Here is a 23,069-nt window from a genome sequence, read left to right on the forward strand (position 1 = left end):
CGACACGTCTGGCGGGGAAGCCTGCCTGTCACCATTCGGGCAAATAGCCCGCTTCGAAATCGATGCCGTGATAATAGGCGCCCTCGAACATCGCGCCCTCCATCTTCGCACCAACGAACGTCGTGCTGCAGAGCGCCGAGTTGCGAAAATCGGCATTCCGCAAATCGGCGTTCGCGAAGATGCAGGTTTTGACATTGGCGTCGATGCGGGCGTCGCGAAGATCGGCGCCGGTGAAGTCTGCCACGACGAAGCAGTCCTTGATCACGATCCCGCGCAGGTCCGCGCCCGCGAGCGGTGTCTCGCCCGCATCCGCGATATCGAGATTGCGGACTTCGCGGACGCCGCGGCGATAGTGGTCCAGCAGCTCGACCGAAGAGATGTTCCCCATGATGTACATGATCGCTGGATAGCCGATCGCCGGCTTCAGATCACCGCCATGTCGACCTTGTAGTGGTGCCAGGCGAAGATCGCCGCGGCGCCGCGGTGCGGGCGCCAGGCTTCGGCGAGTTCGCGGACGCGTTTTTCGGTCGGGCGCTCGGCGTCACCCATGATCCGCCCGATCTCGATCTGCACCGCGAGATCGCCCGCGGGCCAGATGTCGGGCCGGCCTTCGGCGAAGAGCAGGTAGATTTCCGCCGACCAGCGGCCGATCCCCTTGATATGGGTGAGCGCGGCGATCGCTTCCTCGTCGTCCGGCGGCAGATGCTCGAGATCGAGGCGCCCGCTGGTCACTTCCTCGGCAAGACTGCGCGCATAGGCCGCCTTCTGCCGCGACAGCCCGGCGGTGCGCAGCGTCTCGTCGGTTGCCCTGGCGACGGTTCCCGGATCGGTCAGATCGCCCAGCGCGGCGGCGAGCTTGTTCCAGATCGATTGCGCCGCGGCGACGCTGACCTGCTGGCCGATGATCGTGCGGAGCAAAGTCTCATAGCCCCGGTCGCGGATGCGCGGCGCGGGATAGCCGGCGCGCTCCAGCGCGCGACCGAAGGCGGGCTCGATCCTGGTCAGCGCGTCGATCGACGCCTTTAGCTGCGCGGCGCTCAGGCCCATTTCCGCTGTCCTTGAACTTGGGGTGGATCGGCGGCATGGACGGCGCCGAACAAGGAGATCCGCATGCCCAAGCTTATCGTCGTCACCAGGGAAGGGGAAGAACGCGAAGTCGCGGGCGATGCGGGCCTGAGCGTGATGGAAGTGATCCGCGACAATGGGTTCGACGAGCTGCTCGCATTGTGCGGCGGCTGCTGCAGTTGCGCCACCTGCCATGTGCATGTCGATCCGGAATTTGCTGCCAAACTCCCGCCGATGAGCGAGGACGAGAACGACCTGCTCGACAGCTCGAGCGACCGCGACGCGCGTTCGCGGCTTTCCTGCCAGATCCCGTTTACCGATGCGCTCGACGGGCTGCGCGTGACGATCGCGGCCGAGGACTGAGCGTGCGGCGGGGGGCGCGGCTGGCGATAGCGCTCGCCGGCGCCCTTGTTTCGTTCGTGCCGGCTGCCGCAATGGCGCAGTGTCGGCCGGTCGGCGACAGCCCGAGCCGCAGCGGCGAGGCGCAGTTCATCCGGATCGATCCTGAGGCAGCGGCACGGCTGGGCGAGATCGGGCTCGACCGCGCCGCGATCTTCGCGCGGATGGCCGAGACCTCGATCCCCGAGACGATGGGCTGCTGGGCGATGCCCGCGGGCAATTTTGACAGCCAGCTCATCTCTGTCGGAATGTCGCAATGGAACTACGGCACCGGGAGTTTGCAGCCGGTGCTCAAGGCGTGGCGCGACGGCTTCCACTCCCGGCGCAAGTTCAAGCGGGCGCTGAAGGCGCTGGCACCGACCTATGGCAAGCTGCTCTTCTCTAAGGATTGCCTGGCGGTGCCGGTACGCACCAAATGCCGCGACAAGATCCTCGCCGCCGAGGATGCGGCGGGCAAGCTGAGTCCGGTGATCGAGGCCGAACTGACCGCCTTGTTCGAGAGCGACGCGATGCTCCAGGTGCAGACCGACTTCTATGTCGCGTTGCTCGATGCAGTGCGGCTCGATCTCCAGCGTGTGTTTCCGGCGGGGCCGATGACGATGCGCAAGGTCCGCTGGGCGATCGACACCCGCGTCCAACAGGGCGGGCTTCCCGCGGATGAGGACATCGCCCGGCTGCGCACCAAGCTGGCGGCGATGCCGGCGGAGGAGCGCTGGCCGCGGCTGCGGGCGATCATCGCCTGGTACAATGCGTTGTCGGAGACGATCGACCAGGACGGTATCAAGCGCGACTATGCCTGGAACGTCCAGCGCTGGACCTGCATGATCGACGCCGGGCTGGTCGATCCCGAGCAGTATGAGATGCTGCACCTGACGTTCCTGCGCAGCCGCACCGCGATCGGCAACAGCGGGCGGTGGCAGGCGCTCACCTTCGAGCGTCGGGCCAAGATCATTCTCGGCGTCGGCAGCGTTAGCGGCAAGCAGGATGGCGAATGTCCGGCACCTGCTGGCCCAAGCCCCTTGGAACCGGCCGCCAATCCGGCCATTACGACCCCATAGTTAATTCACGGGAGTTTGGCGCGATGACGGGTTTGCGAATGGGTGCGGCGGCGATTGTCGCGGTGCTGCTGGTCGGCGGTTGCACCAGCCCCGAGAAGAATGCGCGCTACATGGCCGGCCATTTCCGCGCCCAGGCGGACCTGCGTACCGCCGACGGGCAGGATGTCGGCAAGGCGATCGCCGAGGAAGTCGACGGCGCGATCCGCGTAATGGTGGAGGCCCATGGCCTGCCCAAGGGCGCGCACGGCACGCATGTCCATACCGTCGGTAAGTGCGACGCGCCCGATTTCGCCAGCGCAGGCGGGCACTGGAATCCCACGCAGCATCAGCACGGCAAGGAAAACCCGATGGGTCCGCACGCCGGCGACATGCCCAACCTCCAGGTCGGCGAGAGTCGCGCCGACCGCACGATCTTCACGCTGCCCGGCGGTACCTTCCAGGGGCTTATGGACGAGGACGGCGCGGCGCTGGTGATCCACGCCAATGCCGACGACTACAAGACCGATCCCTCGGGCAACAGCGGCGGGCGGATCGCCTGCGGCGTCTTCCACGCAATGTAGGTCAGATCGGCTCTCCTGCCGCCCGGGCGCGCGCCTCGCGCGTCGCCTCGGCCTCGGGCAGCCAGCGATAGGCGCCCAGGATCGCGGCGAGCGCGATCGGCAGCGTGATCAGCAGCGACAGCACGCCGGTCGCCAGATCGCCGGTGAGCGTCGAGATCCGTCCGGCCAGATAGGGGCCCATCGCCAGCCCCAGCAGCGTCGTGCCGATGAAGAAGGCCGCGGTGGCGGTGCCGCGCATCCGGGGCAGTACCAGGTCCTGCGTCGTCGCCGCCGACGCGCCGAGCGCGCCGCAGGTGAGGAACTGTGCGAGCGGCAGCATGACGTAGAACATCGTTTCGCTGCGTGCGGTGAAGGTGAGGACAACCGGCACAATCGGCGCGAGGCAGCCGAACAGGATGACATGGACGCGGCCGACCGGGCTCCGTTCGCGCAGCGCGTCGGCAATGCGGCCGCCGAGGGTGATGCCCAGGAATCCCGCCAGCGCCGCCGGAGCACCGATCCAGAAGCCCATCGCGCTGAGTTGTTCGGGCGGGATGGCGAAGGCGCGGCGGGCGAAGCTGGGCGCAAAGCCGGCGACCGAATACGCAAGGAAGGCATTGAGGCCATAGGCGACGACCACGCAGAGAAAGGCCGGGCTGCCGACGATCAGCGCATAGGTCGGCGGATCGCGGCGCTTGAGCGCCACCGCCCAGCTATAGACCGCATAGACGCCGATGCCGATCGCCACCCATTGCGGGATCGGCTCGCCCAGCCAGACCAGCCCGGCGACGAGGCCGGCGACCAGCAGCAGCACCGCGACGTTGCGGGCGAACACCGCTGCGCCGCCCTGCGCCGCGCCGATCAGCGTGAAGGGCGGAACGATGGTAAGCAGTTCCTGGAAAAAGGCGCGGAACGGCGCGGGATGGGGCGGGGTCGCGATGCCTTCGGAATGGCCGCGGACCGGCTCGCGCAGCGTGAAGATCCACGCCGCGACGATCAGACCAGGCAGACCCACTGCCATGAACGCCGCCTGCCAGCCGACCAGCCCCAGCGGGCCGCCGCCGGGATAGGCAAGGTTCCATTTCTGCACGATCAGCGCGCCGATGAAGATCGAGAAGCCGCCGCCGATATAGATGCCCGACGAATAGATCGCGAGCGCGGTGGCACGCAGCCTTTTGGGGAACCAGTCCGAGATCAGCGAATAGGCGGCGGGGCTCGCGGTCGCCTCGCCCACGCCGACGCCGATCCGGGCAAGCGACAGCGCGGTGCCGTTGCGGGCGAAGCCCGAAAGCGCGGTCATCGTCGACCAGAGCGCCAGCCCGAGCGTCATCAGCCGGACGCGGTGCCAGCTGTCCGCCAGCCGGCCGAGCGGGATGCCGAACAAAGCGTAGAAGACGCCGAACGCAGTGCCGTAGAGGAAGCCGATATCCTGGTCCTTGAGCCCCAGGTCGCGCTTGATGTCGTCGGCGAGGATCGCGAGAATCTGGCGGTCGACGAAATTGAGGATGTAGACGATTAGCAACAGACCGAGCACATACCAGGCATAGGGGCCCGCCTTGGTCTCGGCAGGCGCTAGGGTTGCGGACGCCATCCATCTCTCCCGATTTATGTTCTGGGCGGGAGGCTAGCAGAGCATACCGTGTTTACGAAAGAGGGTTTTCGCCGATGCGTTCGCCATCCTTCCTGTTCGTCTGCCTCGGCAATATCTGCCGTTCGCCGCTGGCCGAGGCGGCGTTTGTCGAGGCGGCGAAGCGCGCGGGGATTGCAGTGACCGCGAATTCGGCCGGAACCGGCGACTGGCATGTCGGCCATGCGCCCGATCCGCGCTCGCAGGCGGTGGCGGTTCGGCATGGCGTGGACATTTCGGGGATGCGTGCCCGGCGCGTGCGCGGCGAGGATTTCCGCAGCTTCGACCATATTCTGGCGCTCGATCCGCAGAATCTGCGCGACCTCCATGCGATCGCGCCCGCTGGCACGACCGCGCGTCTCTCGCTGCTGCTCGATCATGTGCCGGGCCGCGCCGGGCAGGGAGTCCGCGATCCCTATTATGGCGACGAAGCCGATTTCGACGAAGTTTGGCGTGATGTCAGCGCGGCGGCGGACGGCCTGGTGGCGATGCTGAACCGGGAGCGGAATCAACCGATCGGTTGATGAAGCTTACTTAAAACGGGTGGTATGCGGTCGCGGCGCGATCGATGGTTCCTGGACACCGGCGACGAGAAAGAGCCGGTCCGGCATCTCATGAGAAATCCTACACTACAGGATTTGGTATGTCCGGGCGTCGTTGCTTTCGCACGAAGGCAAGATCTTTGGATCGATTTGCGCTCAACCTCGAACGCGGATCATGCTATTCTCTTCAGAGACGGACGTCCCGGCCAGCGACAATTGGGGGAACATCCTATTCAACCGCGGTACTTATCCTTGTTTTCCGTATTGGGGCTGGTCACCGCTGTGCCAGGCGCTCACGCGCAGGTCGCTCCCGGCGCCCAACCCCAACAGGGGGAGAATTATGGCAAGCCGCGCCTGCCGCCCACGGCCTACCAGGCCATGGTCATCCAGCCGGACACAGCGCCGCCGCCGCAACAGCCGGAGCGGCCACAAACCACCGAGAATCAAGAGCCGCCCTGTGACGGCGTTGGGTGCCCGCCCACCGAAGCCGAGGTCGCCGAGAAACTGATCCAGTTCGGGCCCGACACGCGGGAAATCTATGCGACGTTCGAGGCCACTCCCGGCCAGTTCGCGGTCGTCGGCTTTGCGCGCGAGGGCTGGCCGGTGTCGATCGAATATGAGGCCGAGCCGGACACGGTCACGGTGCTGCGCATCAAGCTGTATCATCATCGCAAGATACTCTTTTTCCCGCTGCCCTTTTTCGAGGTGGCCTACGAAGCCAATCTCGACGCGTTGCCGGCGGAAAGCGAAACCGGAAATCCCTGGCACCGGACGGTGACGATCCCGCGCGACACGATCCGCTTCTCGCGCGACGCTGATCCGAGTGCGGACAGCGACCTTCGTGTCGCGCGCTACGAGGTGCGATCCTATCGCCTGGTCGACGGCAGGATGGAATTGAACCGAGGGCGGCCGGTACGCGTGCCGGTCAATGTAATCGGAACCACGGTCGGACCGGAGGTCGTCGGATCGCTCTCGCTGCGTAATGTGGGGTTCGATGGCGCGGGCACGATCCCCGCTCAGGGGCAGCCGGCGAACGTGCTGCACTACCAATATGCGATCGATCGCCGCTACGACCTGCTGAAAGAAGCGATCGAGCGATATTGGGATCGGGACCTGGAGTATCGATACGACCGCCCGCTGGGCCCGCCCCGCAGCGTTAGCTCTGTGTCAGGTATCGTATTGGGATGGCCCTGGCCTGTGCAGAGCAATGAGAGACCCGGACGTTATCGTGTGTCCGTGACCGGCTGGTGGTCCTGCCGTGGAGTGACAAATGCCGACACGCTCAGATCATGCCCGGTCAGTCCGAACTGGGCCATCGCCTATACCGGCGACCTCATCCTGACGAAATGAAGGGAAACCTCTCGAGCACTGCGACGAAGCCCTTGTGGCGCCGCCATTGGCTCCAGGTGACGGCGGTCGCCGCGCTGGTTTTTCTGTCCTGGCTCTACAATTATCTCGAAAGCATCCCCGTTGCGCGCAAACCCGCCGAAAGCGACGCTACATCCTTTGTCGTCGCCAAGGACAGACCGATCCGCCTCGGCGGAATAGCGAGCGGCGGTGTGATGTCGTTTCGGCTCCAGTCCGCCAGGCGGCTGGTTCTGACGCTGCCGGGCGACGCCAAGCTGCTTTCGCCGGAGTTGAACGCGTTCCTGGACAAGGCGAAGCGCGAGGCATCGACGCTTTCGAGCTATGGCAACGAACAGATCCTGCTGGTTGCGGAGACCGCGCCGAACGAGCAGGTTTCCGTCACGCTCGAATTCGCGGGGGGAGTTCCGGCAAACCGGACGGGGAACGCGCTCCTGCTGCAGAAGACGGCACCCGAGCGCTTCGAAAAAAACGGGCTCAGCCTGCTGACCGAAGGCGCGCCCGTGAAGATCACGGTCGACTTCAGTCGCAACCTTATGACGCCGCCGGTCGGACGGATGATGTTGAGCTACAAGAGCGCGGCCGCCACGCTCCGCCACGCCGAGTTCCTGCTCAAGCCGGGGGGATCGCTCGTCGCGGAATTCCCGGATACGGCGATGGCTCCGGGTACGGCTTCGCAGCTGGTCAAGTTCGATATGATAAGCGGCTCGGCATCGCTGAATGTCCGTTCGATTGCGGCGGGCACGGTAGCAGCGGGCGGTGGGTTTGCGGCGGATCATATCGTCTGCGCCACCGGGCGACACCTCCTCTGGTACAAGCTCCTGCCGAGCCTGAGCCTTTCAGATTGCGGCCCGGAGACGCTGCAGGTGAGCGGCTTCGATTTCCCGAGCGGCCAACTGACATTCGCCGGCACGAATGCGTTCTTCAAGGGCGTCGACAAGGAGGCGGACAGCGCGCGCTATGTGACCTGGCTCCGGTCCAATCTGATCGTCCAGGTCCTGATCGGTGCCTTGCTGAGCAGCCTGTTGATCCCTTGGGCGCTGGCGCTGTTCAAGCGTGAGAAGGGTGAAGAGGCGGCACCCGCCCAAAGCGCCAAACGAGGCCGCAAGAGGCCACCGAAAAGCTAGCCGACGCTCCCCGAAAGCCCGCTGGCGATGCCCGGCAGCCAATAATTCTTCGCGAACACCCAGGTGGCGAGCAGGATGAAGGCGCTCGCGCCGAGCAGCAGGAGCGCAGCGGCGGCGCGGATCGGCGTGCCGGGTGCGGTGCGGCGGGCGCGGATGAAGAACTCCGCCACCGCCAGATTGGGCAGATAGAAGAAGAACGCCATCACCATGTCGAACCATCCGCTGAACGCGCTGGTATGGCCGATCTTGCCGGCGACCAGGAACCAGAAGCCATATTCCATCCGATAGAGCCACGAGCCGATCGCGAGCGCGAACAGGCGGATCGCCCAGGCGCGGTGCTGCTCGAGCCGGCGCGCGCGGGCATGGACAAAAGTGAGGCCGGCGGCGGTCACCATCAGCGCGCCGTACAGGCCGAAGCCGAGGTTCATCGGCGTGCCGCCCACCGTGCCCTTGGCCAGGATGAAGGCGAGCCCAGCTGCGCCCGCGATCGCGGCCGCGAGCACGTAAAGCCGCCCCAGCCAGCGGTGGAAGGCCGGCATGGCGCGCCGCACGCCGCCGATCAGCTGGATGGGGCCGAGGAGCAGCAGGATGCCCCCGGTCGCGAAATGCGCGCCGATCGCGAGATTGGCGAGCGGGGTGGCGGCTTCGTGCAGCCGGGGGAGCGATTCGTTCCAGCGCGACGGGTCGCTGGCGGCGGTGCCGCCGTAAAAGGCAAGGATATAGGCGCCGAACAGCGCCGAGCTGAACCAGCAGGCGGTGACCAGAAGGATCGCGGCAGCGCGGAGCGCCCAGCCGCGGCGTGGCGGTGCGTGGTCGAAGGGTGCGTCTGCGATCGTGGCCATCTCGTCCCCCGGAACGTCGTCCTACGCCTTATATGCGTCGCGCAGATGCCGGGCGAGAGCATCCACGGTGCATGAGGCCTCGCCCGCAAGCCACATGCGCAGGATCGCGAGCTGCGCCGCCGCGATGCCCGATGCGACCAGCGCAGGCGGCACGGCGCCGGACGCGCTCTCGTCCAGCCGCGCTTCGATCATCGTGGCGAGCTTGCGCTGCAGCTTCGGGATCAGTGGCGGGTCGAAGATGACGCGGCCGAGCATGCGCTGCTCCCAGATATGCTCCAGCGTCATCCGCAGATAGGCCAGGCTGGCGCGCCCCACTGCGGCACTGGCGAGGGGCAGGAAGATCGGATCGAGCGCGGCAAGGAGCACATCGTCCTTGTTGCGGAAATGCTCGTAGAAGGTGGAGCGGCCGATGTCGGCTTCGGCAACCAGATCGCCGGTGCGGATCGAGGCATAGCGGCGCGCGAACAGGAGCCGGACGAATGCGTCGAGGATAGCGGCGTGGGTGCGGGAAACCCGCCGGTCCGGTCTGTCGGTCGCGCCCTGCGTCATAGGACCAGCATACAGGAATACGGCGCGCATGGTTCCGGACTTTTCGAGCAAAATGTCCGGTTGCGGACCGTGGCGCCCATTTGTTTCTCGCGATTTTGCGCCAATCGGGACACTCTGCGCCGATACCCGAGCATCAGGAGCGCCCGTGACGGACATGCATCGAGCAACGACGATCCTGCCGAGCAGCGATCTCGACGCCAGCGAAGCCTTTTACCGGCGGCTCGGATTCGAGTGCGTGAGCGACTACGGCAATTACCGCATCCTCGCCGATGGCCGCGGCTGGCACCTGCACCTCAACAAAGTGGACGGCTGGCCCCGACGCATCGAGGACAATCCGGTCGGGCTCTATCTCTATGTCGAGGATGTCGATGCCGTCGCCGACAGGATGCGCGACCTGATCATCCTGAAGGAGGATCCCTGCCGCAAGCCCTGGGGAACCTATGAGTTCGCGGTCAGCGATCCAAGCGGGACGCTGGTCCGGATCGGGCGCATTCTCGACTAGGGCGGATCAGCCGCCCAGCGGGTAGCGTTCGATCGCCTCGTAGATCGCGCCCTCGCCACCCAGTGTGCTTTCGAATAGCAGAAAATGCTCGATCGCGAAGGGCGTGCTCGCGAGGCCGACATGCGCCTCGAGGAAGCGATCGGTGGGTCCGGCGCTCCGGTTCAGCCGCGCGAGCGTGATATGCGGCAGATAGGCGCGGCGCTCGGGCTCCTGGCCGGCGCGGACGATCGCCTGGTCGACCTTGTAGTGGAGCTGGCTGAGCGCGTCGTGTGGGCGCAGCCCTGCCCAGACCGCGTTGGGGCGGCCGCGGCTGTCGAACTGGCCGACCCCGTCGAGCGCGACTTCGAAGGCGGGAAAGCGCACGGTGCCGAGCGCGATCGCGATGTCCTCCGCCGCGTGCCGATCGACCTCGCCAATGAAGCGCAGGGTGCAGTGGAGCTGGGCGTCCTCCTGCCATCGCGCACCGGGCACGCCGCCCATAAGTGCAAGCAATTGCGCGCGAATGGCGGGCGGGGGCCGGATACCGACGAACAGGCGGTGCATGACGGCATCTCCTTAACCACGCGCGCTCTAGAGCGGGAACCGGTTTTACTTGAAAACATGCCGGGCGAGGGCGATATTCCGCCTATCCGGCGGCTGTGCCGGGCAAAGGAGTTTTAAATGGCAAACTGGTCGGATCCCCGGACGAGCGCCGCGCCCTATGCGACAGCGGGCGCGCAAGCCGCTTCGTACGATGCGGGTCTCAGGTCCTATATGCTGTCGGTCTACAACTACATGCTCTCCGGCGTGCTGCTGACGGGCGTAGTCGCCCTGCTGTTCGGCAAGGTCGACGCCCTGCAGCGGTTGCTGTTCGTCGAGCAGATGACTTCGCGCGGCCCTGGCATCGGCCTCACTGCGCTGGGCTGGATCGCGATGCTCTCGCCGCTGGCGATCGTCTTCGCGATGAGCTTCGGCCAGAGCCGCATGTCGGAATCGACGCTGAAGACGCTGTTCTTCGCTTATGCGGGCCTGCTCGGCGCGTCGCTATCGACGATCTTCATTGCTTATACCGACACCTCGATCGCGCAGGTGTTCTTCGGCACCGCCGCCGGTTTCGGCGCGCTGAGCCTGTGGGGCTACACCACGAAGAAGAACCTCTCGGGCTTGGGCACGTTCCTGATGATCGGCCTGGTCGGCCTGCTCGTCGCGATGGTGGTCAACTTCTTCCTGCAGTCGGGCACGATGAGCCTGGTGATCAGCGCGATCGGCGTGCTGATCTTCGCCGGCCTCACCGCCTATGACACGCAGAAGATCAAGAGCATCTACGCCTATGTCGCCGGCACGCCGGAGCAGGGCAAGGTCGCGATCATGGGGGCGCTGAACCTCTATCTCGACTTCATCAATATGTTCCTGTTCCTGCTTCGCCTGTTCGGCAGCCAGCGCAACTAGGTTCGATAAAAGACAATAAAATCAACGGCTCGGCGGTCACAATCGCCGGGCCGTTTTTCTTTTGCGTCCGCACTGTTTCCGAATGGGAACGCGACTCAGGGGACGGTCGTTACAGCATGGCAACGCTCAGGAGAGTGACTCATGATGGACGCCAACCCGATCGATCCGGCGCCCGACGCAATGGCCGTGGCACCCGGACCCGAAAGCAGTGACAGCAAGCCGCCCGTCGCACCGAAGGACGCCGGTGCCGACAAATCGATCCTCGAACGGCTCGAGCGCAATCCGGAGAGCAAGGAGGCGCGGCTCGATCGCGCGCTCGATGAATCGATGGATGCATCGGACCCGCCCGCATCGACCCAGCCGGTGCATTTTCATGAGCCGCCGGAAAGCTCGGGCTATGACGCCAAGGCCGAGGAGAAGCTCGCCGCGGGCCCTGCCGGCAACAAGGGGATATTGGGCAAGATCCTGTCCAAGATCGGCCTCGGTTGAGGGCTGACACTTAGTGGCCGCCTGTCCCGCATCGGGGTGGCGCGCGAACATCGTCATCTATGCGGCCTTGCTGGCCAATCTCGGAATCGCCGTCGCGAAGTTCATCGCGGCGGCGATCACCGGTTCGTCCTCGATGCTTACCGAGGGCGTTCATTCGATGGTGGATACCGGCAACCAGGGCCTGCTGCTCTACGGCCAGTACCGCGCCAAGCGGCCGCCGGATGCCGAGCATCCGTTCGGCTATGGCCGCGAGCTCTATTTCTGGGCGTTCGTCGTCGCGATCCTGATCTTCGGGCTGGGCGCGGGCGTGTCCGTCTATGAGGGCTGGCGGCACATCGCCGAGCCCGAACCGCTCCACAGCCCGCTCATCAACTATATCGTGCTCGCCATCGCCTTCGCGCTGGAGGGCACGTCGTGGGGAATCGCGATGCGCGAGTTCGCCGCGTCAAAAGGCGATGCGTCCTGGTGGCAGGCGGTGCGCAACTCGAAGGATCCAGCAACGTTCGTCGTGCTGTTCGAGGATTCGGCGGCGCTGGCCGGACTGAGCGTGGCCGCCGTGGGCGTGTGGGCGAGCCATGCGTGGGGCGATCCCCGGATCGACGGCTGGGCATCGATCGCGATCGGCGTGATACTGGCGGGCGTCGCGTGGCTGCTGGCGCGCGAGGCCAAGGGGCTGCTGATCGGCGAGCGCGCCAATCCCGAGCTGATCCGCGAAGTCCGCGCGATGCTCGAGGCCGAGCCGTGCATCACCGCGGTCAACCATGTCCGCACGGTCCACACCGCGCCCGACCGGGTGTTCGTGGCGATCAGCGCCGATTTCTCAGACACGCTGCCGATGGGTGAGGCCGAGAGCCTGATCGAGCGGATCGAGCACCGGCTGAAGGCGAAGCTGCCGCAGTTGAGCTCGATCTATATCCGGCCCGAGAAGCGTGAGGACGCCGTTGACGCGGTGGCGATGGGCTAGGCGGGTTCGAAGGCGATCGTGCCGGCCTCGGTATCGGCCGATGTCAGGCGGAGCTGGACGGCGTCGCCCGGGGCAGCGCCCGTCATCCGGGTGCGCGCGACGATGGGCAGGTCGCGCAGCTGGAAGCGCGTGTCGCGATCGGTGACATCAGTGACGATCGCGGCGAAATCCTCGCCCGCGCGGCCCTGCAGCATCACGGCCTCGGCCAAGTCGATCACCGCGCGATCGATCTGTCCCGAGAGCGCATCGGCACGCGCCATGACCTTGGGGAGGCGCGGAAAGGCTTCGGCCACGACCTGCGGCACCGGCTGGCCGTTGGCGATGGCGAGCGTGGCGCGCACGACGTAGCGGTCCGCCAGGCGGCGCAGCGGCGCCGTGGCATGGGCATAGGTCGCGGCCATGGCCGAGTGCCACGGCGTCACGCCCGCTGCGTAGGGCGTGTAGGACGCGCCCTGCCCGGCGCGGCGGATAGCGAGCATGAAGGCGGCCTGGGTCGGATCGGCAGGATCGAGCGTGCGCTCATAGTCCTTGAGGCTCATCGCGCGCGGCCAGTCGAGGCGGAAGGCGTGGGCGGTGAGCCGGAGGCGGGCGATCGCCCCGGCATTGGGCTCCGCCATGACGCGGAACAGGCCGGTCTGGTGCGCGAACAGGGCATCGGCGATCGCGAGGTTGCAGGCGAGCGACAGCGCGGCGTTGCTCTCTTCCGAGGCAAGGAGCGGGCGGAAGGTGAGCGCATAGCCGTCGCCTTCCACCGCCTCGACCTGCTGCTCGGGCGGATCGACGCGCACTGCGCCGCGCCGGGCTTCGGCGGCATGGATGCGCGCGGAGAGTTCGGCGAAGTCGGGCGGAAGATCCTGATCGCGGACGCTGTCATAAGCGAGCTTGGCGCGGCTCTGGATTATCGCGCGCTCGGCGCCGTCGAGCCGCACGCCGCCATCGGGCGCGACGCGGACGGTGAACACCACTGCCGGGCGCGGGCCGGCGGGGAGCAGGCTCGCCGCACCTTCGCTCAGCGCGGGGGGATAAAGGCCGGCCTTGCCATCGGGCAGATAGAGCGTGGTGCCGCGCCGCCACGCCTCGGCATCGATGATGCCGCCATCGTCGACGAACCAGGCGACATCGGCGATCGCATAGTGGAGCAGGATGTCATTCCCTGCGCGCTCGATAGCGAAAGCCTGGTCGAGATCGGTCGAGGCGGCTGGATCGAGCGTGACGAAGGGGAGCGCCGTGCGATCGGCGTGATCGGTGGGTGCGCGCTGGGCGGCCTGATCAGCGGCGGCGAGGACTTCCTGGGGGAAGCTTTCCGGCACCTGGAACTTCACCCGGATCGCGGCGAGGCCGCGGCTGAGGGCATTGTCGGGATCGGCGAGCGCCTTCATTGCCCCCAGCGATACACGGAGAGAGCGGCGGCGGGAAGCGCGTCGGTCCGGCTATTTCTTCAGAATATCCAGCGCTGCCGCGGTCATCGCCTCGGTCGCGGTGCCGATCACGGCTTCGGCGTCGGGCGCCCAATAGGCGCTGTGGAGTGAAGGGAGGCTGGCCTTGCCGGCCTTGGCCGCGTCCCATTTGTCCTGGGGCACGCCGCCGACCCAGAAGATCGTGCTCTGGATCGACTTGTCGGCGAGCCAGTAGCGGCTGAAATCCTCGCCCCCCATCACCGATGGCGTCTCGATCACCCGTTCGCGGCCGAAGCGGCCGGTGAACAGCGAGAGCAGGCGACCGGAGAGCGGCTGAGTGTTGTAGGTCGCCGGGGTGAACTCGTTCTGGATGGTCACCACCGGCATCCGGTCCTCGGGCACGCCGGCGGCAATCGCCTCGCCCTTGGCGATGCGGGCGATGCCGTCGAGCAGCTGCTTGCGGACCTCCGGCGTGAAGCTGCGCACGGTCAGCAGCATCGTCACTTCGCTGCCGATGATGTTGTGCTTCGAGCCGCCCTGGATGCTGCCGACGGTGACGACGGCGGGCTGCTGCGGATCGACCTCGCGGCTGACTAAAGTCTGAAGCGTGGTGACGATGCGCGCGGCGAGGACGATCGGATCCTTGGTCGTCTGCGGATAGGCGCCGTGGCCGCCGATCCCCTTCACGACCAGATTGACCGAATCGACGTTCGCCAAGGCATAGCCCGCGGTGACGCCGATCTGGCCGGCAGGCTGGCTGGCGCTGTCGTGGAAGGCGAGCGCGTATTGCGGCTTGGGGAAGCGGGTGAACAGCCCGTCCTCGAGCATCATCCGCGCGCCCATGCCGCGCTCCTCGGCAGGCTGGGCGATCATCACGACCGTGCCGTGCCACTGCGACTTCATCGCCGCGAGGTTGCGCAGCGTGCCGATCCAGCTCGCCATGTGGGTGTCGTGACCACAAGCGTGCATCACGCCGCTCTCGATGCCGTCGTCAGTGGTGGCGCGCACCTTGGAGGCGAAGGGCAGGCCTGTCGCCTCGATCACCGGCAGCGCGTCCATATCGGCGCGGATCAGCACGACGGGGCCGGCGCCGTTCTTCATCACCGCGACGACGCCGGTGCCGCCGACCTTCTCGGTCACCTCGAAGCCCGCCTTGCGTGCCTCTGCCGCCAGGATGCCGGCGCTGCGCACCTCGTGCAGGCTGAGTTCGGGGTTCGAATGGAAGTCGCGATAGAAATCCATGAGCTGGGGCAGCGCCTTCAGCGTCGCCTCGTGCACCGGATCGGCGGAAGCGGGCACGGCAAGCGTCATCGCGGTTGCGACCAGCACGGTCCGAAGCATTGGATTTTCCCCATCATGGAGCGCTGAGTGTCGCGTGGGGAACGGGGCCTGTCAAACCTCGAGCGCGGCTCCCGCCTTCGCGTTCAATCCAGAAATCGAGGCGTGCGCTTGCCCTTGGTCCGGCTGGTCAGATGGAATTGCCGGCAGCGGTCGCAGCGATAGGGCCTGAGCACGAGACCCGAGCGCTGGGCGGCGAGGAGCGCGTCCTGCTCCGACGGGAAGCGCGCCTTCCTGGCACAAATGCTCAGCCTTGTGCGCATCCGCTCTGCCCGGGTCAGGACGCGGGTACGAGCTCGATCACGTCCAGCGTCGATTCGAAGCGGGGATAGGGCATCACCAGGCGCCAGCGCCGGGGCTCGATATGCTCGACATAGCCGATCATGTCGCGATCGGGGTCGAGCCCGTAGCGCAGCGGCGCGGATTCGTCGCCGAGGATCAGCGTGCCCAGGAAGATCGCGCGCGCGGCGGTGTCGGGGAAGATCAGGCCAGCCGGGCGCTGCGATCCGGTAAGCTTGCTCAGTCCGCGCGCCTCGCCTTCGTCGGTGATGGTGCATTCCTGCCAGGGATAGGGAATGAAGCCCGATACGGCGGTGCCGCCCTTGCCCATTTTGTAGGTGCGGCAGCGGTATTTGCCGGCGGGCAGCAGCGGATCAGGGAGCGCGCGATCGGGATCAAACAGGAGCGGATCGGCGTCGATCGCGGTGGCATTGGCGGCGCGCGCGCCGGGCAATGCGTCATCCCAGGCCTGGCGCCAGTTGCGCAGGCTGTCGCGACCGCGGTCGGTCGCCACCGTGCGCCAGTTCGCGGTGGTATCGATCCGCGCCGACGTCGCGTCTCGATAGACGCTGCAGCCTCCCAGCGTGACGGCAAGTGCGGCTGCGGCGGCGATCTGCTTCATTCGGTCGTGCTTCCCTGTGCTGCGCGGCTCATTCGGCGGTCCAGCCGCCGTCGATCGAATAGTTCGAACCGGTGATCGCCGCTGCTTCGTCACGGCAGAGAAAGAGCGCGAGCGCGGCAACTTGTTCCGGCTGGACGAACTGCTTGGTCGGCTGGGCATCGAGCAGCACGTCGTTGAGCACCTGCTCGCGCGTCATGTTGCGGGCCTTCATCGTGTCCGGGATCTGGTTCTCTACCAGCGGCGTCCAGACATAGCCCGGCGAGATGCAGTTCACCGTGATGCCGAAGGTCGCGACTTCGAGCGCGGCGGTCTTGGTCAGGCCGGCGATGCCGTGCTTGGCGGCGACATAGGCCGATTTGTTGGGGCTGGCGACCAAGCTGTGTGCCGAAGCGGTGCTGATGATGCGGCCCCATTTCTTGGCCTTCATCGCGGGAATCGCTGCGCGCATCAGGTGGAAGGTCGAGCTCAAATTGATCGCGATGATCGCATCCCATTTCTCGATCGGGAAATCCTCGATCGGCGAGACGTGCTGGATACCGGCGTTCGAGATGACGATGTCGGCGCCGCCAAGCTCGGCCTGGGCGCGGGCGACCATCGCCGCGATCTGATCGGGCTTGGTCATGTCGGCGGCGTCGTAGAGCGCCTTGGCACCCGCGGTCGCCTCGAGCGCAGCGCGCTCTTTCTCGATCGCGGCCGCGTCGCCGAAGCCGTTGATCATCACCGACGCGCCTTCGCCCGCGAGCGCCTTGGCATAAGCGAGGCCGATACCCGAGGTGGAACCGGTGACGATCGCGGACTTGCCCTTGAGGAACATGCAATACTCCTGAACTAGCGCTGGGTGAGATCGAAGGCGGCGGTGTTACCGTCGAGGATGTTCTGCGCGACAAGCTGGGCGTTGGCCATCGTTTCGGCGACCGCGGTGCGGCCCGCCTGCCAATGCTCGTGCATCGAGCGCGCCGAGAATTCGAAGTCGCGGCTGCCGCCCTCCCACGCATTGGCGCGGTAGATAAGCTGGACCAGGCTGACCGGATATTCGGTCACGCGCGCCTTGAGCTTCAGCACTTCGGGATCGTTCGCGAGGTCCGCCGGGAGCCGGTTGAGCAGCTTGCACACCATCTGGCGCTCCTGGCGGAGCCTCAATCGCTCGTCGGAGACCGCGCGGGTGCGGCTGGAGAAGCGGATCTCCTTCTCGCGCGCCAGCACGTCGGTGATGTTGCGAGGCAGCTCGGCGGCGGCGGGGAAGAGGTCGACCTGGAAGATCAAAGTCTCGGCATCCTGCCGGTCGAGTATATGGGTCAGCGGCGTGTTCGAGATCAGGCCGCCGTCCCAATAATAGAGGCCGTCGATCTCGATCGGCGGAAGGCCGGGCGGGAGCGCGCCCGAGGCCATGATGTGGCGCGCGTCGAGCTTCTCGTCGCGCGTGTCGAAGTAACGGAAATTGCCGCTGCACAGCTCGACCGCGCCGACCGACAGGCGGACGGGTCCGTTGTTGAGCAGGTCCCAGTCGACCAGCCTGTCGAGCGTCTCGCGGAGCGGCGAGGAATCGTAGAAGCTGAGCGCCCCCGGCGAACCCGGCACGGCGAAGGTGGGCGGGATCAGGCGTGGCGTGAAGAACCCCGGCACACCGCCGAGCATCACCGCGCCAGCCGACCATTCATGTGCGAATTCCCGTCCGCTGTCGCTCAGCGGGAGCGAGAAATCCGGCAGGGCGGCGGTGGCGCCATCCCAGAAGGCGCGGAGCGCGTCGAGCCGCTTCTCGGGCGGGTTGCCGGCGAACAGCGCGGCGTTGACCGCGCCGATCGAGATGCCGGCGACCCAATCGACTTCGATATGGTTCGCAGCGATCTCCTCGATCACCCCGGCCTGGAAGCTGCCCAGCGCGCCGCCGCCCTGAAGCACCAGCGCGACCATATCCGGCAGGGGCAGCCCGGAGGGGAGATGGTGGCGTGGGCGAGACTCGGCATCGGCCATGCGCGTCCTCTGACGCATCGCAGCGAACGGGGCAATGGCGAGTTGAGAGGGTGATAAATTCCTCCCCTAGCTTGCTTGGGGAGGGGGACCGCGCCCGAAGGGCGGGGTGGAGGGGCGTGGCGGTGGAACCGGTGCGCGGCGCCGGCCCCTCCACCGCCGCCTTTGGCAGCGGTCCCCCTCCCCGAGACAAGCTCGGGGAGGATTTTGAGATGCAACGCAGCCGTGTTTCGCGCATTGTTGCGGGGAACGAACAAAGGGGTGCCCGATGCGGCTCGACGATATCGATCCCACCGACAATGCGCGCGATCTCGGATCGGGCGGTGGTGGAGGCGGCGGATTTCCGCTGCTGGGACTGCTGCCGATGTTCCTCGGCCGCGGACGGATGGGCTGCGGCTCGATCGCGCTGCTGGTGATCGTGGGGCTGGTCTATCTGGCGATGTCGGGCGGTGGCGGGATGCTGGGGACGACGGGCGGCTCCAGCACCGGCCAGTCGCCGACCGCAGGCAAATCGGGCGCCGACGTGTGCCGCGTTAACGAGCGCCGCCTCGAGGCGTGCCGGGTGATGCGGAGCACCGACGATACCTGGGCGAAGATCTTCCAGGAATCGGGCCAGCGCTACCAGCCAGCGACGATCAACTTCTTCCAGGGCGGCGCGCAGACGGGTTGCGGCGCCGCGACCTCCGCGGTCGGTCCGTTCTACTGCCCGAGCGACGACGGCGTGTATATCGACACCGCCTTTTTCGACGAGCTGGAGAAGCGCTTCGGTGCCAAGGGCGATTTCGCCCGCGACTATGTGATCGCGCACGAGATGGGGCACCATATCCAGGATCTGCTCGGCACGTCGGACGAGGTTTCGCGGGCGCAGGCACGGGCTTCGCAGACCGAGGGCAACCGCCTGTCGGTCCAGCTCGAGCTCCAGGCCGATTGCTTCGCCGGCGTTTGGGCGGCGCGCAACAAGGACCGGCTGGAGCCGGGCGATATCGAGGAGGGCATGACCGCGGCGAACGCGATCGGCGACGACACGTTGCAGAAGCAGGCGCAAGGGACGGTGGTGCCCGACAGCTTCACCCACGGCACCTCGGCGCAGCGCATGCAGTGGCTGCGGACCGGGCTGGAGACCGGCGATCCGTCCAAGTGCAACACCTTCGACACGGCGCGATAGAGCGGGATTGCTTGTGCTTCCCTCGGTCCCGCCGCGCGCCTAAACGATGCGCATGACCGAGGAACGCCCCAAGCTCGCCTATCGTCATACGCTCGGCAAGGGGCCGACGATCGTCTTTCTGTGCGGCTATGCCTCCGACATGAACGGCACCAAGGCGCTGGCGCTGGAGGAATGGGCGAAGGCGAACAAGCGGGCCTTTCTGCGCTTCGACTATGCCGGATGCGGCGCGAGCGAAGGCACCTTCGAGGAGCAGACGCTGGCCGGCTGGCGCGACGACGCGCTGCGGATCCTCGACGAGGTGGTGCCCGGGCCGGTGGTGCTGGTCGGATCGTCGATGGGCGGATGGATCATGCTGCTCGTGGCCAGGGCGCGACCGGAGCAGGTGCTGGGGCTGGTGGGCATCGCGGCGGCGCCCGACTTCACCGATTGGGGTTTCAGCCACGAGGAGAAGCTGCAGCTCGTCGAATATAGTCGGATCGAGCAGCCCTCCGACTATTCGGACCAGCCGACGATCACCACCCACGCCTTTTGGGAAGCCGGCGAGAGCAACCGGGTGATGGACCGCCCGATCGATTTCCATGGGCCGGTGCGGCTTCTCCAGGGCCAGCAGGACCCCGAAGTGCCATGGGAGCGCGCGACCGCGCTCGCGGCGCTGTTCCGTTCAGACGCGGTGCAGACTTGGCTGGTCAAGGACGGGGACCACCGGCTTTCGCGCGAGGACGACATCGCGCTGATCCTTCGCGCCGTTCAGGATGTGCTTGCCCTATGCTCCTCTTCCTCCTCCTGAGCCTCCAGGACGCCGCGGGTCCGGTCGCGGCGCCGGCCAAAGCACCCGTCGCCGCCGCGCCAAAGCCGACCCCGGAGCCGCCGCGCTTCTCCGAATGCATGGACCTTGCCACCGGCGATCCCTCGGCGGGGCAGGCGGCGGCGATGAAGTGGCGGCTGGAAGGTGGCGGCATGCTCGCGCGGCAGTGCCTGGGCGTCGCTTATGCCAATCAGCAGCGCTGGGCCTCGGCGGCGGGCGCGTTCGCGGAAGCGGCGCACGACGCCGAGCTGGCGAAGGACAATCGAGCAGCCAATTACTGGCAGCAATCGGGCAATGCCTGGCTGGCGGCGGGAGATCCGGCCAAGGCGCGCTCGGCGCTCGACGCGGCGCTTTCGGCGGGAACGCTGGAAGGGCTGGCGGTGGGCGAGGCGCATCTCGATAGGGCCCGTGCGCTGGTCGCTGCGGGCGACCTGGACAGCGCGCGGAGCGATCTCGATTCGGCGCTGCTCGACGCGCCCAAGGATCCGCTCGGCTGGCTGCTTTCCGCTACGCTGGCGCGGCGGACCAACGACCTGAAGCGCGCGAGCAAGGACATTGCCGAAGCGCTGCGTCTCGCGGCCGATGACGCCTCGGTCCATCTCGAAGCGGGCAATATCGCCGCGGCGGCGGGCGACGAGGCGGATGCGCGCACCTCCTGGGCGCGCGCGGTCGAACTCGATCCGGGCGGCCCGGTGGCCGAGACGGCGCGCAAGGCGCTCGCCCAGTTCGGCGCGACCGAGAAATAGCTGCCAGCATCTGGCCGCGGCGCGGCTGCGGGACTATCTGGGCAGCGAACCGTTCCCGGAGCCCCCGCATGCGCTATCTTCACACCATGATTCGCGTCACCGATCCCGACGCGACGATGCGTTTCTTCGAGCTGCTCGGCCTGAAGGAAACCCGGCGGATCGAGAGCGAGAAGGGCCGCTTCACGCTGATCTATCTCGCCGCGCCCGGCGACGAGGCCGAGGTGGAGCTCACCCATAACTGGGATCCCGAGGACTATAGCGGCGGGCGCAATTTCGGGCATCTCGCCTATCGCGTCGAGAATATCTACGAGACCTGCAAGCGGCTGATGGACGCGGGCGTGACGATCAACCGCCCGCCGCGCGACGGCCATATGGCGTTCGTCCGCACCCCTGACGACATCTCGATCGAGCTGCTGCAGGACGGCCGTCTCGAACTCGCCGAGCCCTGGGCCTCGATGCCCAATACTGGCAGCTGGTGAACCCGCGCGCCGCCCGTTTCCTGGAGCTGACCGGCGCGCGCGCACCGATCGTCCAGGCGCCGATGGCGGGGGCGGGCGGCGTCGCGCTGGCGGTGGCGGCGATGCGGGGCGGGGCGATCGGATCACTGCCCAGCGCGATGCTCGCGCCGGAACAGATCGCCGCGCAGGTGGCCGAGGTGCGGGCGCAGGCCGAAGGGCCGCTCAACCTCAATTTCTTCTGCCACACCCTGCCCGAGCCGGTGCCGGACGAGTCGGCATGGCGGGAACTGCTCGCGCCTTATTATGCCGAAGAAGGCGTCTCGCCGGGCGAGGCGCCACCCCTGCGGCGACCCTTCGACGCGGCGGCATGCGCGGTGGTCGAGGCGGTCCGGCCGGAGATCGTCAGTTTTCATTTCGGCTTGCCCGAGGCGGCGCTGCTCGAACGGGTCCGCGCCAGCGGGACGCGGGTCTTCGGCAATGCGACCAGCGTCGCCGAATTGCATTGGCTGGCCGAGCGGGGCTGCGACGCGATCATCGTGCAGGGCAGCGAGGCGGGCGGCCATGCGGGCTGGTTCCTCGATCGCCATATGCCCACGCCATTGGCCGTCCTGCTGGCCGAACCCATCGATACGCCGGTGATCGCCGCCGGCGGCATCGTCGATGGCGCGAGCATCGCTGCCGCGCTGGCGGCGGGAGCGAGCGCGGTACAGGTCGGCACCGCCTATCTGGCGACGCCCGAAAGCCTGATTTCCGCACCGTATCGCGCGCTGCTCGGCACTGATGCGGCGGCTGATGCCGCGTTCACCAATCTCTTCTCCGGCCGCCAGGCACGGGGCATCCGCAACCGGCTGATGCGCGATCTCGGACCGATCTGTGAGGTGGCGCCGGCCTTCCCCTATGCCTCCAACGCGCTGCTGCCGCTGCACAAGGCGGCCGAGGCGGACGGGCGCGGCGACTATTCGCCCTTGTGGGCGGGCGCCGGCGCGGCGAGAGTTCGCAGCATGGGCGCCGAGCAACTGACGCGCGAATTGGCGCAGGCCGCGCTGGAGGAATCGCATGGCTGAACTCGAAATCGTCCGCATCCCTGCGCTCAGCGACAATTATATCTGGCTCGTCCATGACCCCGAAAGCGCCGAGACGATGGTGGTCGATCCCGCCCAGGCCGAGCCGGTCCTCGCCGAGGCCGACCGGCGCGGCTGGCCGATCACCGCGATCTGGAACACGCACTGGCATCCCGATCACACCGGCGGCAATGCGGGGATCAAGGCGGTGACGGGATGCGAGGTGATTGCCCCGGCAGGCGAGGCGGCGCGCATCCCGACAGCGGATCGGCTGGTGGGCGAGGGTGATACGGTCGCGCTCGGCAGCCATATAGCCAGCGTGATGGAAGTGCCGGCGCATACTGCGGGGCACATCGCCTATCACTTCGCGCAGGACGGCGTGGTCTTTGTCGGCGACACGCTGTTTGCGATGGGCTGCGGACGGCTGTTCGAAGGGACGGCGGCGCAGATGTTCCGGAACATGCAGCGGCTCGGCCAACTGCCGCCCGAGACGCGCGTCTATTGCGCACATGAATATACCCAGTCGAACGGCCGCTATGCCCGGGTCGCCGAACCTGACAATGCGGCGATCGCCGCGCGAATGACGCAGGTCGACGCGGCGCGCGCGGCGGGCGAGGCGACAGTACCGACGACGATTGGCGAGGAGCTGGCCACCAATCCGTTCATGCGCGCGGGCTCGGTTGAAATTCTGGCCGAGCGCCGCGCTGCGAAGGATGTATTTGCGGGTTGAAGGC

At 67.0% G+C, this 23,069-nt stretch carries 28 protein-coding genes; 16 read left to right on the forward strand and 12 right to left on the reverse strand.

Annotated features, from left to right (window positions below; translation table 11 throughout):
• Positions 1-28: 28 nt before the first annotated feature.
• Entirely contained in the window at positions 29-397 is a 369-nt protein-coding gene (locus tag IAG41_RS13610) for a pentapeptide repeat-containing protein (protein WP_187729210.1), read from the reverse strand.
• A 26-nt stretch (positions 398-423) separates the two neighbouring features.
• Positions 424-1,047, reverse strand: coding sequence for a DNA-3-methyladenine glycosylase family protein (locus tag IAG41_RS13615; RefSeq protein WP_187729211.1), 624 nt, complete (start codon positions 1,045-1,047; stop codon positions 424-426).
• A gap of 63 nt (positions 1,048-1,110) precedes the next feature.
• Between IAG41_RS13615 and IAG41_RS13620 the strand changes: the two genes are divergently transcribed.
• The 3 genes from IAG41_RS13620 to IAG41_RS13630 are packed head-to-tail and all read left to right on the forward strand — an operon-like array spanning position 1,111 to position 3,082.
• Complete coding sequence (locus IAG41_RS13620) at positions 1,111-1,428, forward strand: 2Fe-2S iron-sulfur cluster-binding protein (RefSeq protein WP_187729212.1); 318 nt, start codon at positions 1,111-1,113, stop codon at positions 1,426-1,428.
• 2 nt (positions 1,429-1,430) lie between these two features.
• Positions 1,431-2,522 carry a hypothetical protein gene (locus IAG41_RS13625; protein WP_187729213.1) on the forward strand — a complete coding sequence of 364 codons (1,092 nt, stop codon included), beginning with the start codon at positions 1,431-1,433 and terminating at the stop codon, positions 2,520-2,522.
• Positions 2,523-2,545: 23 nt separating this feature from the next.
• Positions 2,546-3,082 carry a superoxide dismutase family protein gene (locus tag IAG41_RS13630; RefSeq protein WP_187729214.1) on the forward strand — a complete coding sequence of 179 codons (537 nt, stop codon included), beginning with the start codon at positions 2,546-2,548 and terminating at the stop codon, positions 3,080-3,082.
• Between the two features lies 1 nt (position 3,083).
• Here the strand turns inward: IAG41_RS13630 and IAG41_RS13635 are convergent, their stop codons facing one another.
• Positions 3,084-4,652, reverse strand: a complete 1,569-nt coding sequence (locus tag IAG41_RS13635) for a spinster family MFS transporter (RefSeq protein WP_187729215.1) — start codon at positions 4,650-4,652, stop codon at positions 3,084-3,086.
• Positions 4,653-4,726: 74 nt separating this feature from the next.
• Between IAG41_RS13635 and IAG41_RS13640 the strand changes: the two genes are divergently transcribed.
• From IAG41_RS13640 to IAG41_RS13650, 3 genes are all read left to right on the forward strand, one after another.
• Positions 4,727-5,212 carry a low molecular weight protein-tyrosine-phosphatase gene (locus tag IAG41_RS13640; RefSeq protein WP_187729216.1) on the forward strand — a complete coding sequence of 162 codons (486 nt, stop codon included), beginning with the start codon at positions 4,727-4,729 and terminating at the stop codon, positions 5,210-5,212.
• A gap of 270 nt (positions 5,213-5,482) precedes the next feature.
• Positions 5,483-6,580, forward strand: a complete 1,098-nt coding sequence (locus IAG41_RS13645; protein WP_187729217.1) for a hypothetical protein — start codon at positions 5,483-5,485, stop codon at positions 6,578-6,580.
• Complete coding sequence (locus IAG41_RS13650) at positions 6,577-7,722, forward strand: hypothetical protein (protein WP_187729218.1); 1,146 nt, start codon at positions 6,577-6,579, stop codon at positions 7,720-7,722. The genes IAG41_RS13645 and IAG41_RS13650 overlap by 4 nt, the downstream gene beginning before the upstream one ends.
• On the opposite strand, the gene IAG41_RS13655 is transcribed toward IAG41_RS13650, so the two are convergent.
• Positions 7,719-8,564, reverse strand: a complete 846-nt coding sequence (locus tag IAG41_RS13655; RefSeq protein WP_187729219.1) for a DUF2306 domain-containing protein — start codon at positions 8,562-8,564, stop codon at positions 7,719-7,721. The two genes, IAG41_RS13650 and IAG41_RS13655, sit on opposite strands and share 4 nt — an antisense overlap.
• Positions 8,565-8,585: 21 nt before the next feature.
• Positions 8,586-9,143 (reverse strand): TetR/AcrR family transcriptional regulator, encoded by a 558-nt coding sequence (locus tag IAG41_RS13660; RefSeq protein ID WP_187729220.1) that lies wholly within the window; start codon positions 9,141-9,143, stop codon positions 8,586-8,588.
• A 124-nt stretch (positions 9,144-9,267) separates the two neighbouring features.
• Here IAG41_RS13660 and IAG41_RS13665 point away from each other — a divergent pair, with 124 nt between their 5' ends.
• Complete coding sequence (locus IAG41_RS13665) at positions 9,268-9,615, forward strand: VOC family protein (RefSeq protein WP_187729671.1); 348 nt, start codon at positions 9,268-9,270, stop codon at positions 9,613-9,615.
• A 6-nt stretch (positions 9,616-9,621) separates the two neighbouring features.
• Here the strand turns inward: IAG41_RS13665 and thpR are convergent, their stop codons facing one another.
• Positions 9,622-10,158 (reverse strand): RNA 2',3'-cyclic phosphodiesterase, encoded by a 537-nt coding sequence (thpR, locus tag IAG41_RS13670; protein ID WP_187729221.1) that lies wholly within the window; start codon positions 10,156-10,158, stop codon positions 9,622-9,624.
• A 117-nt stretch (positions 10,159-10,275) separates the two neighbouring features.
• On the opposite strand from thpR, the gene IAG41_RS13675 reads away from it, so the two are divergent.
• The 3 genes from IAG41_RS13675 to IAG41_RS13685 all read left to right on the forward strand — a co-directional run bounded on the left by IAG41_RS13675 (position 10,276) and on the right by IAG41_RS13685 (position 12,496).
• Positions 10,276-11,043, forward strand: coding sequence for a Bax inhibitor-1 family protein (locus IAG41_RS13675; protein ID WP_187729222.1), 768 nt, complete (start codon positions 10,276-10,278; stop codon positions 11,041-11,043).
• 141 nt (positions 11,044-11,184) lie between these two features.
• A complete protein-coding gene (locus IAG41_RS13680; protein ID WP_187729223.1) occupies positions 11,185-11,532 on the forward strand; it encodes a hypothetical protein in 348 nt (115 codons plus the stop codon).
• Between the two features lie 13 nt (positions 11,533-11,545).
• Positions 11,546-12,496 carry a cation diffusion facilitator family transporter gene (locus IAG41_RS13685; RefSeq protein WP_187729224.1) on the forward strand — a complete coding sequence of 317 codons (951 nt, stop codon included), beginning with the start codon at positions 11,546-11,548 and terminating at the stop codon, positions 12,494-12,496.
• Here IAG41_RS13685 and IAG41_RS13690 read toward each other — a convergent pair.
• The 6 genes from IAG41_RS13690 to IAG41_RS13715 form a co-directional block, all read right to left on the reverse strand.
• The gene (locus IAG41_RS13690) at positions 12,493-13,875 is read right to left on the reverse strand and encodes an RNB domain-containing ribonuclease (RefSeq protein ID WP_187729225.1); all 1,383 of its coding nucleotides are present in this window, start codon (positions 13,873-13,875) and stop codon (positions 12,493-12,495) included. The genes IAG41_RS13685 and IAG41_RS13690 overlap by 4 nt on opposite strands.
• Positions 13,876-13,926: 51 nt before the next feature.
• Positions 13,927-15,234 (reverse strand): amidohydrolase, encoded by a 1,308-nt coding sequence (locus tag IAG41_RS13695; RefSeq protein ID WP_187729226.1) that lies wholly within the window; start codon positions 15,232-15,234, stop codon positions 13,927-13,929.
• 83 nt (positions 15,235-15,317) lie between these two features.
• On the reverse strand, positions 15,318-15,494 hold the full coding sequence (locus tag IAG41_RS13700; protein ID WP_187729227.1) for a hypothetical protein: 177 nt from the start codon (positions 15,492-15,494) through the stop codon (positions 15,318-15,320).
• 14 nt (positions 15,495-15,508) lie between these two features.
• Entirely contained in the window at positions 15,509-16,132 is a 624-nt protein-coding gene (locus IAG41_RS13705) for a DUF4893 domain-containing protein (RefSeq protein ID WP_187729228.1), read from the reverse strand.
• Between the two features lie 28 nt (positions 16,133-16,160).
• A complete protein-coding gene (locus tag IAG41_RS13710; protein WP_187729229.1) occupies positions 16,161-16,946 on the reverse strand; it encodes a 3-hydroxybutyrate dehydrogenase in 786 nt (261 codons plus the stop codon).
• Positions 16,947-16,960: 14 nt separating this feature from the next.
• Complete coding sequence (locus IAG41_RS13715) at positions 16,961-18,103, reverse strand: patatin-like phospholipase family protein (protein WP_187729230.1); 1,143 nt, start codon at positions 18,101-18,103, stop codon at positions 16,961-16,963.
• 265 nt (positions 18,104-18,368) lie between these two features.
• Here IAG41_RS13715 and IAG41_RS13720 point away from each other — a divergent pair, with 265 nt between their 5' ends.
• The 6 genes from IAG41_RS13720 (at position 18,369) to gloB (ending at position 23,065) form a co-directional block, all read left to right on the forward strand.
• Complete coding sequence (locus IAG41_RS13720; protein ID WP_187729231.1) at positions 18,369-19,265, forward strand: neutral zinc metallopeptidase; 897 nt, start codon at positions 18,369-18,371, stop codon at positions 19,263-19,265.
• A 46-nt stretch (positions 19,266-19,311) separates the two neighbouring features.
• Positions 19,312-20,052, forward strand: a complete 741-nt coding sequence (locus IAG41_RS13725) for an alpha/beta fold hydrolase (RefSeq protein WP_410468090.1) — start codon at positions 19,312-19,314, stop codon at positions 20,050-20,052.
• Positions 20,031-20,816: a tetratricopeptide repeat protein gene (locus IAG41_RS13730; RefSeq protein WP_187729233.1), complete on the forward strand. Its 786-nt coding sequence runs from the start codon at positions 20,031-20,033 to the stop codon at positions 20,814-20,816. The genes IAG41_RS13725 and IAG41_RS13730 overlap by 22 nt, the downstream gene beginning before the upstream one ends.
• A 68-nt stretch (positions 20,817-20,884) precedes the next feature.
• Positions 20,885-21,295, forward strand: coding sequence for a VOC family protein (locus IAG41_RS13735; protein WP_187729234.1), 411 nt, complete (start codon positions 20,885-20,887; stop codon positions 21,293-21,295).
• Positions 21,292-22,338, forward strand: coding sequence for an NAD(P)H-dependent flavin oxidoreductase (locus IAG41_RS13740; protein WP_222950708.1), 1,047 nt, complete (start codon positions 21,292-21,294; stop codon positions 22,336-22,338). The genes IAG41_RS13735 and IAG41_RS13740 overlap by 4 nt, the downstream gene beginning before the upstream one ends.
• A complete protein-coding gene (gene gloB, locus IAG41_RS13745; RefSeq protein ID WP_187729235.1) occupies positions 22,331-23,065 on the forward strand; it encodes a hydroxyacylglutathione hydrolase in 735 nt (244 codons plus the stop codon). Before IAG41_RS13740 ends, gloB begins: the two co-directional genes overlap by 8 nt.
• The last annotated feature ends 4 nt before the right edge of the window (positions 23,066-23,069 follow it).

Origin of the sequence: Sphingomonas sp. JC676 (assembly GCF_014489075.1) — a bacterium.
Lineage (GTDB): Bacteria > Pseudomonadota > Alphaproteobacteria > Sphingomonadales > Sphingomonadaceae > Sphingomonas.

Coding starts and splice junctions, on each gene's coding strand:
- IAG41_RS13610 (WP_187729210.1), bottom strand. CDS start 397: ATGTACATCATGGGGAACATCTCTTCGGTCGAGCTGCTGGACCACTAT.
- IAG41_RS13615 (WP_187729211.1), bottom strand. CDS start 1,047: ATGGGCCTGAGCGCCGCGCAGCTAAAGGCGTCGATCGACGCGCTGACC.
- IAG41_RS13620 (WP_187729212.1), top strand. CDS start 1,111: ATGCCCAAGCTTATCGTCGTCACCAGGGAAGGGGAAGAACGCGAAGTC.
- IAG41_RS13630 (WP_187729214.1), top strand. CDS start 2,546: ATGACGGGTTTGCGAATGGGTGCGGCGGCGATTGTCGCGGTGCTGCTG.
- IAG41_RS13635 (WP_187729215.1), bottom strand. CDS start 4,652: ATGGCGTCCGCAACCCTAGCGCCTGCCGAGACCAAGGCGGGCCCCTAT.
- IAG41_RS13640 (WP_187729216.1), top strand. CDS start 4,727: ATGCGTTCGCCATCCTTCCTGTTCGTCTGCCTCGGCAATATCTGCCGT.
- IAG41_RS13650 (WP_187729218.1), top strand. CDS start 6,577: ATGAAGGGAAACCTCTCGAGCACTGCGACGAAGCCCTTGTGGCGCCGC.
- IAG41_RS13655 (WP_187729219.1), bottom strand. CDS start 8,564: ATGGCCACGATCGCAGACGCACCCTTCGACCACGCACCGCCACGCCGC.
- IAG41_RS13660 (WP_187729220.1), bottom strand. CDS start 9,143: ATGCGCGCCGTATTCCTGTATGCTGGTCCTATGACGCAGGGCGCGACC.
- IAG41_RS13665 (WP_187729671.1), top strand. CDS start 9,268: ATGCATCGAGCAACGACGATCCTGCCGAGCAGCGATCTCGACGCCAGC.
- thpR (WP_187729221.1), bottom strand. CDS start 10,158: ATGCACCGCCTGTTCGTCGGTATCCGGCCCCCGCCCGCCATTCGCGCG.
- IAG41_RS13675 (WP_187729222.1), top strand. CDS start 10,276: ATGGCAAACTGGTCGGATCCCCGGACGAGCGCCGCGCCCTATGCGACA.
- IAG41_RS13680 (WP_187729223.1), top strand. CDS start 11,185: ATGATGGACGCCAACCCGATCGATCCGGCGCCCGACGCAATGGCCGTG.
- IAG41_RS13690 (WP_187729225.1), bottom strand. CDS start 13,875: ATGAAGGCGCTCGCCGATCCCGACAATGCCCTCAGCCGCGGCCTCGCC.
- IAG41_RS13695 (WP_187729226.1), bottom strand. CDS start 15,234: ATGCTTCGGACCGTGCTGGTCGCAACCGCGATGACGCTTGCCGTGCCC.
- IAG41_RS13700 (WP_187729227.1), bottom strand. CDS start 15,494: ATGCGCACAAGGCTGAGCATTTGTGCCAGGAAGGCGCGCTTCCCGTCG.
- IAG41_RS13705 (WP_187729228.1), bottom strand. CDS start 16,132: ATGAAGCAGATCGCCGCCGCAGCCGCACTTGCCGTCACGCTGGGAGGC.
- IAG41_RS13710 (WP_187729229.1), bottom strand. CDS start 16,946: ATGTTCCTCAAGGGCAAGTCCGCGATCGTCACCGGTTCCACCTCGGGT.
- IAG41_RS13715 (WP_187729230.1), bottom strand. CDS start 18,103: ATGGCCGATGCCGAGTCTCGCCCACGCCACCATCTCCCCTCCGGGCTG.
- IAG41_RS13720 (WP_187729231.1), top strand. CDS start 18,369: ATGCGGCTCGACGATATCGATCCCACCGACAATGCGCGCGATCTCGGA.
- IAG41_RS13725 (WP_410468090.1), top strand. CDS start 19,312: ATGCGCATGACCGAGGAACGCCCCAAGCTCGCCTATCGTCATACGCTC.
- IAG41_RS13730 (WP_187729233.1), top strand. CDS start 20,031: ATGCTCCTCTTCCTCCTCCTGAGCCTCCAGGACGCCGCGGGTCCGGTC.
- IAG41_RS13735 (WP_187729234.1), top strand. CDS start 20,885: ATGCGCTATCTTCACACCATGATTCGCGTCACCGATCCCGACGCGACG.
- gloB (WP_187729235.1), top strand. CDS start 22,331: ATGGCTGAACTCGAAATCGTCCGCATCCCTGCGCTCAGCGACAATTAT.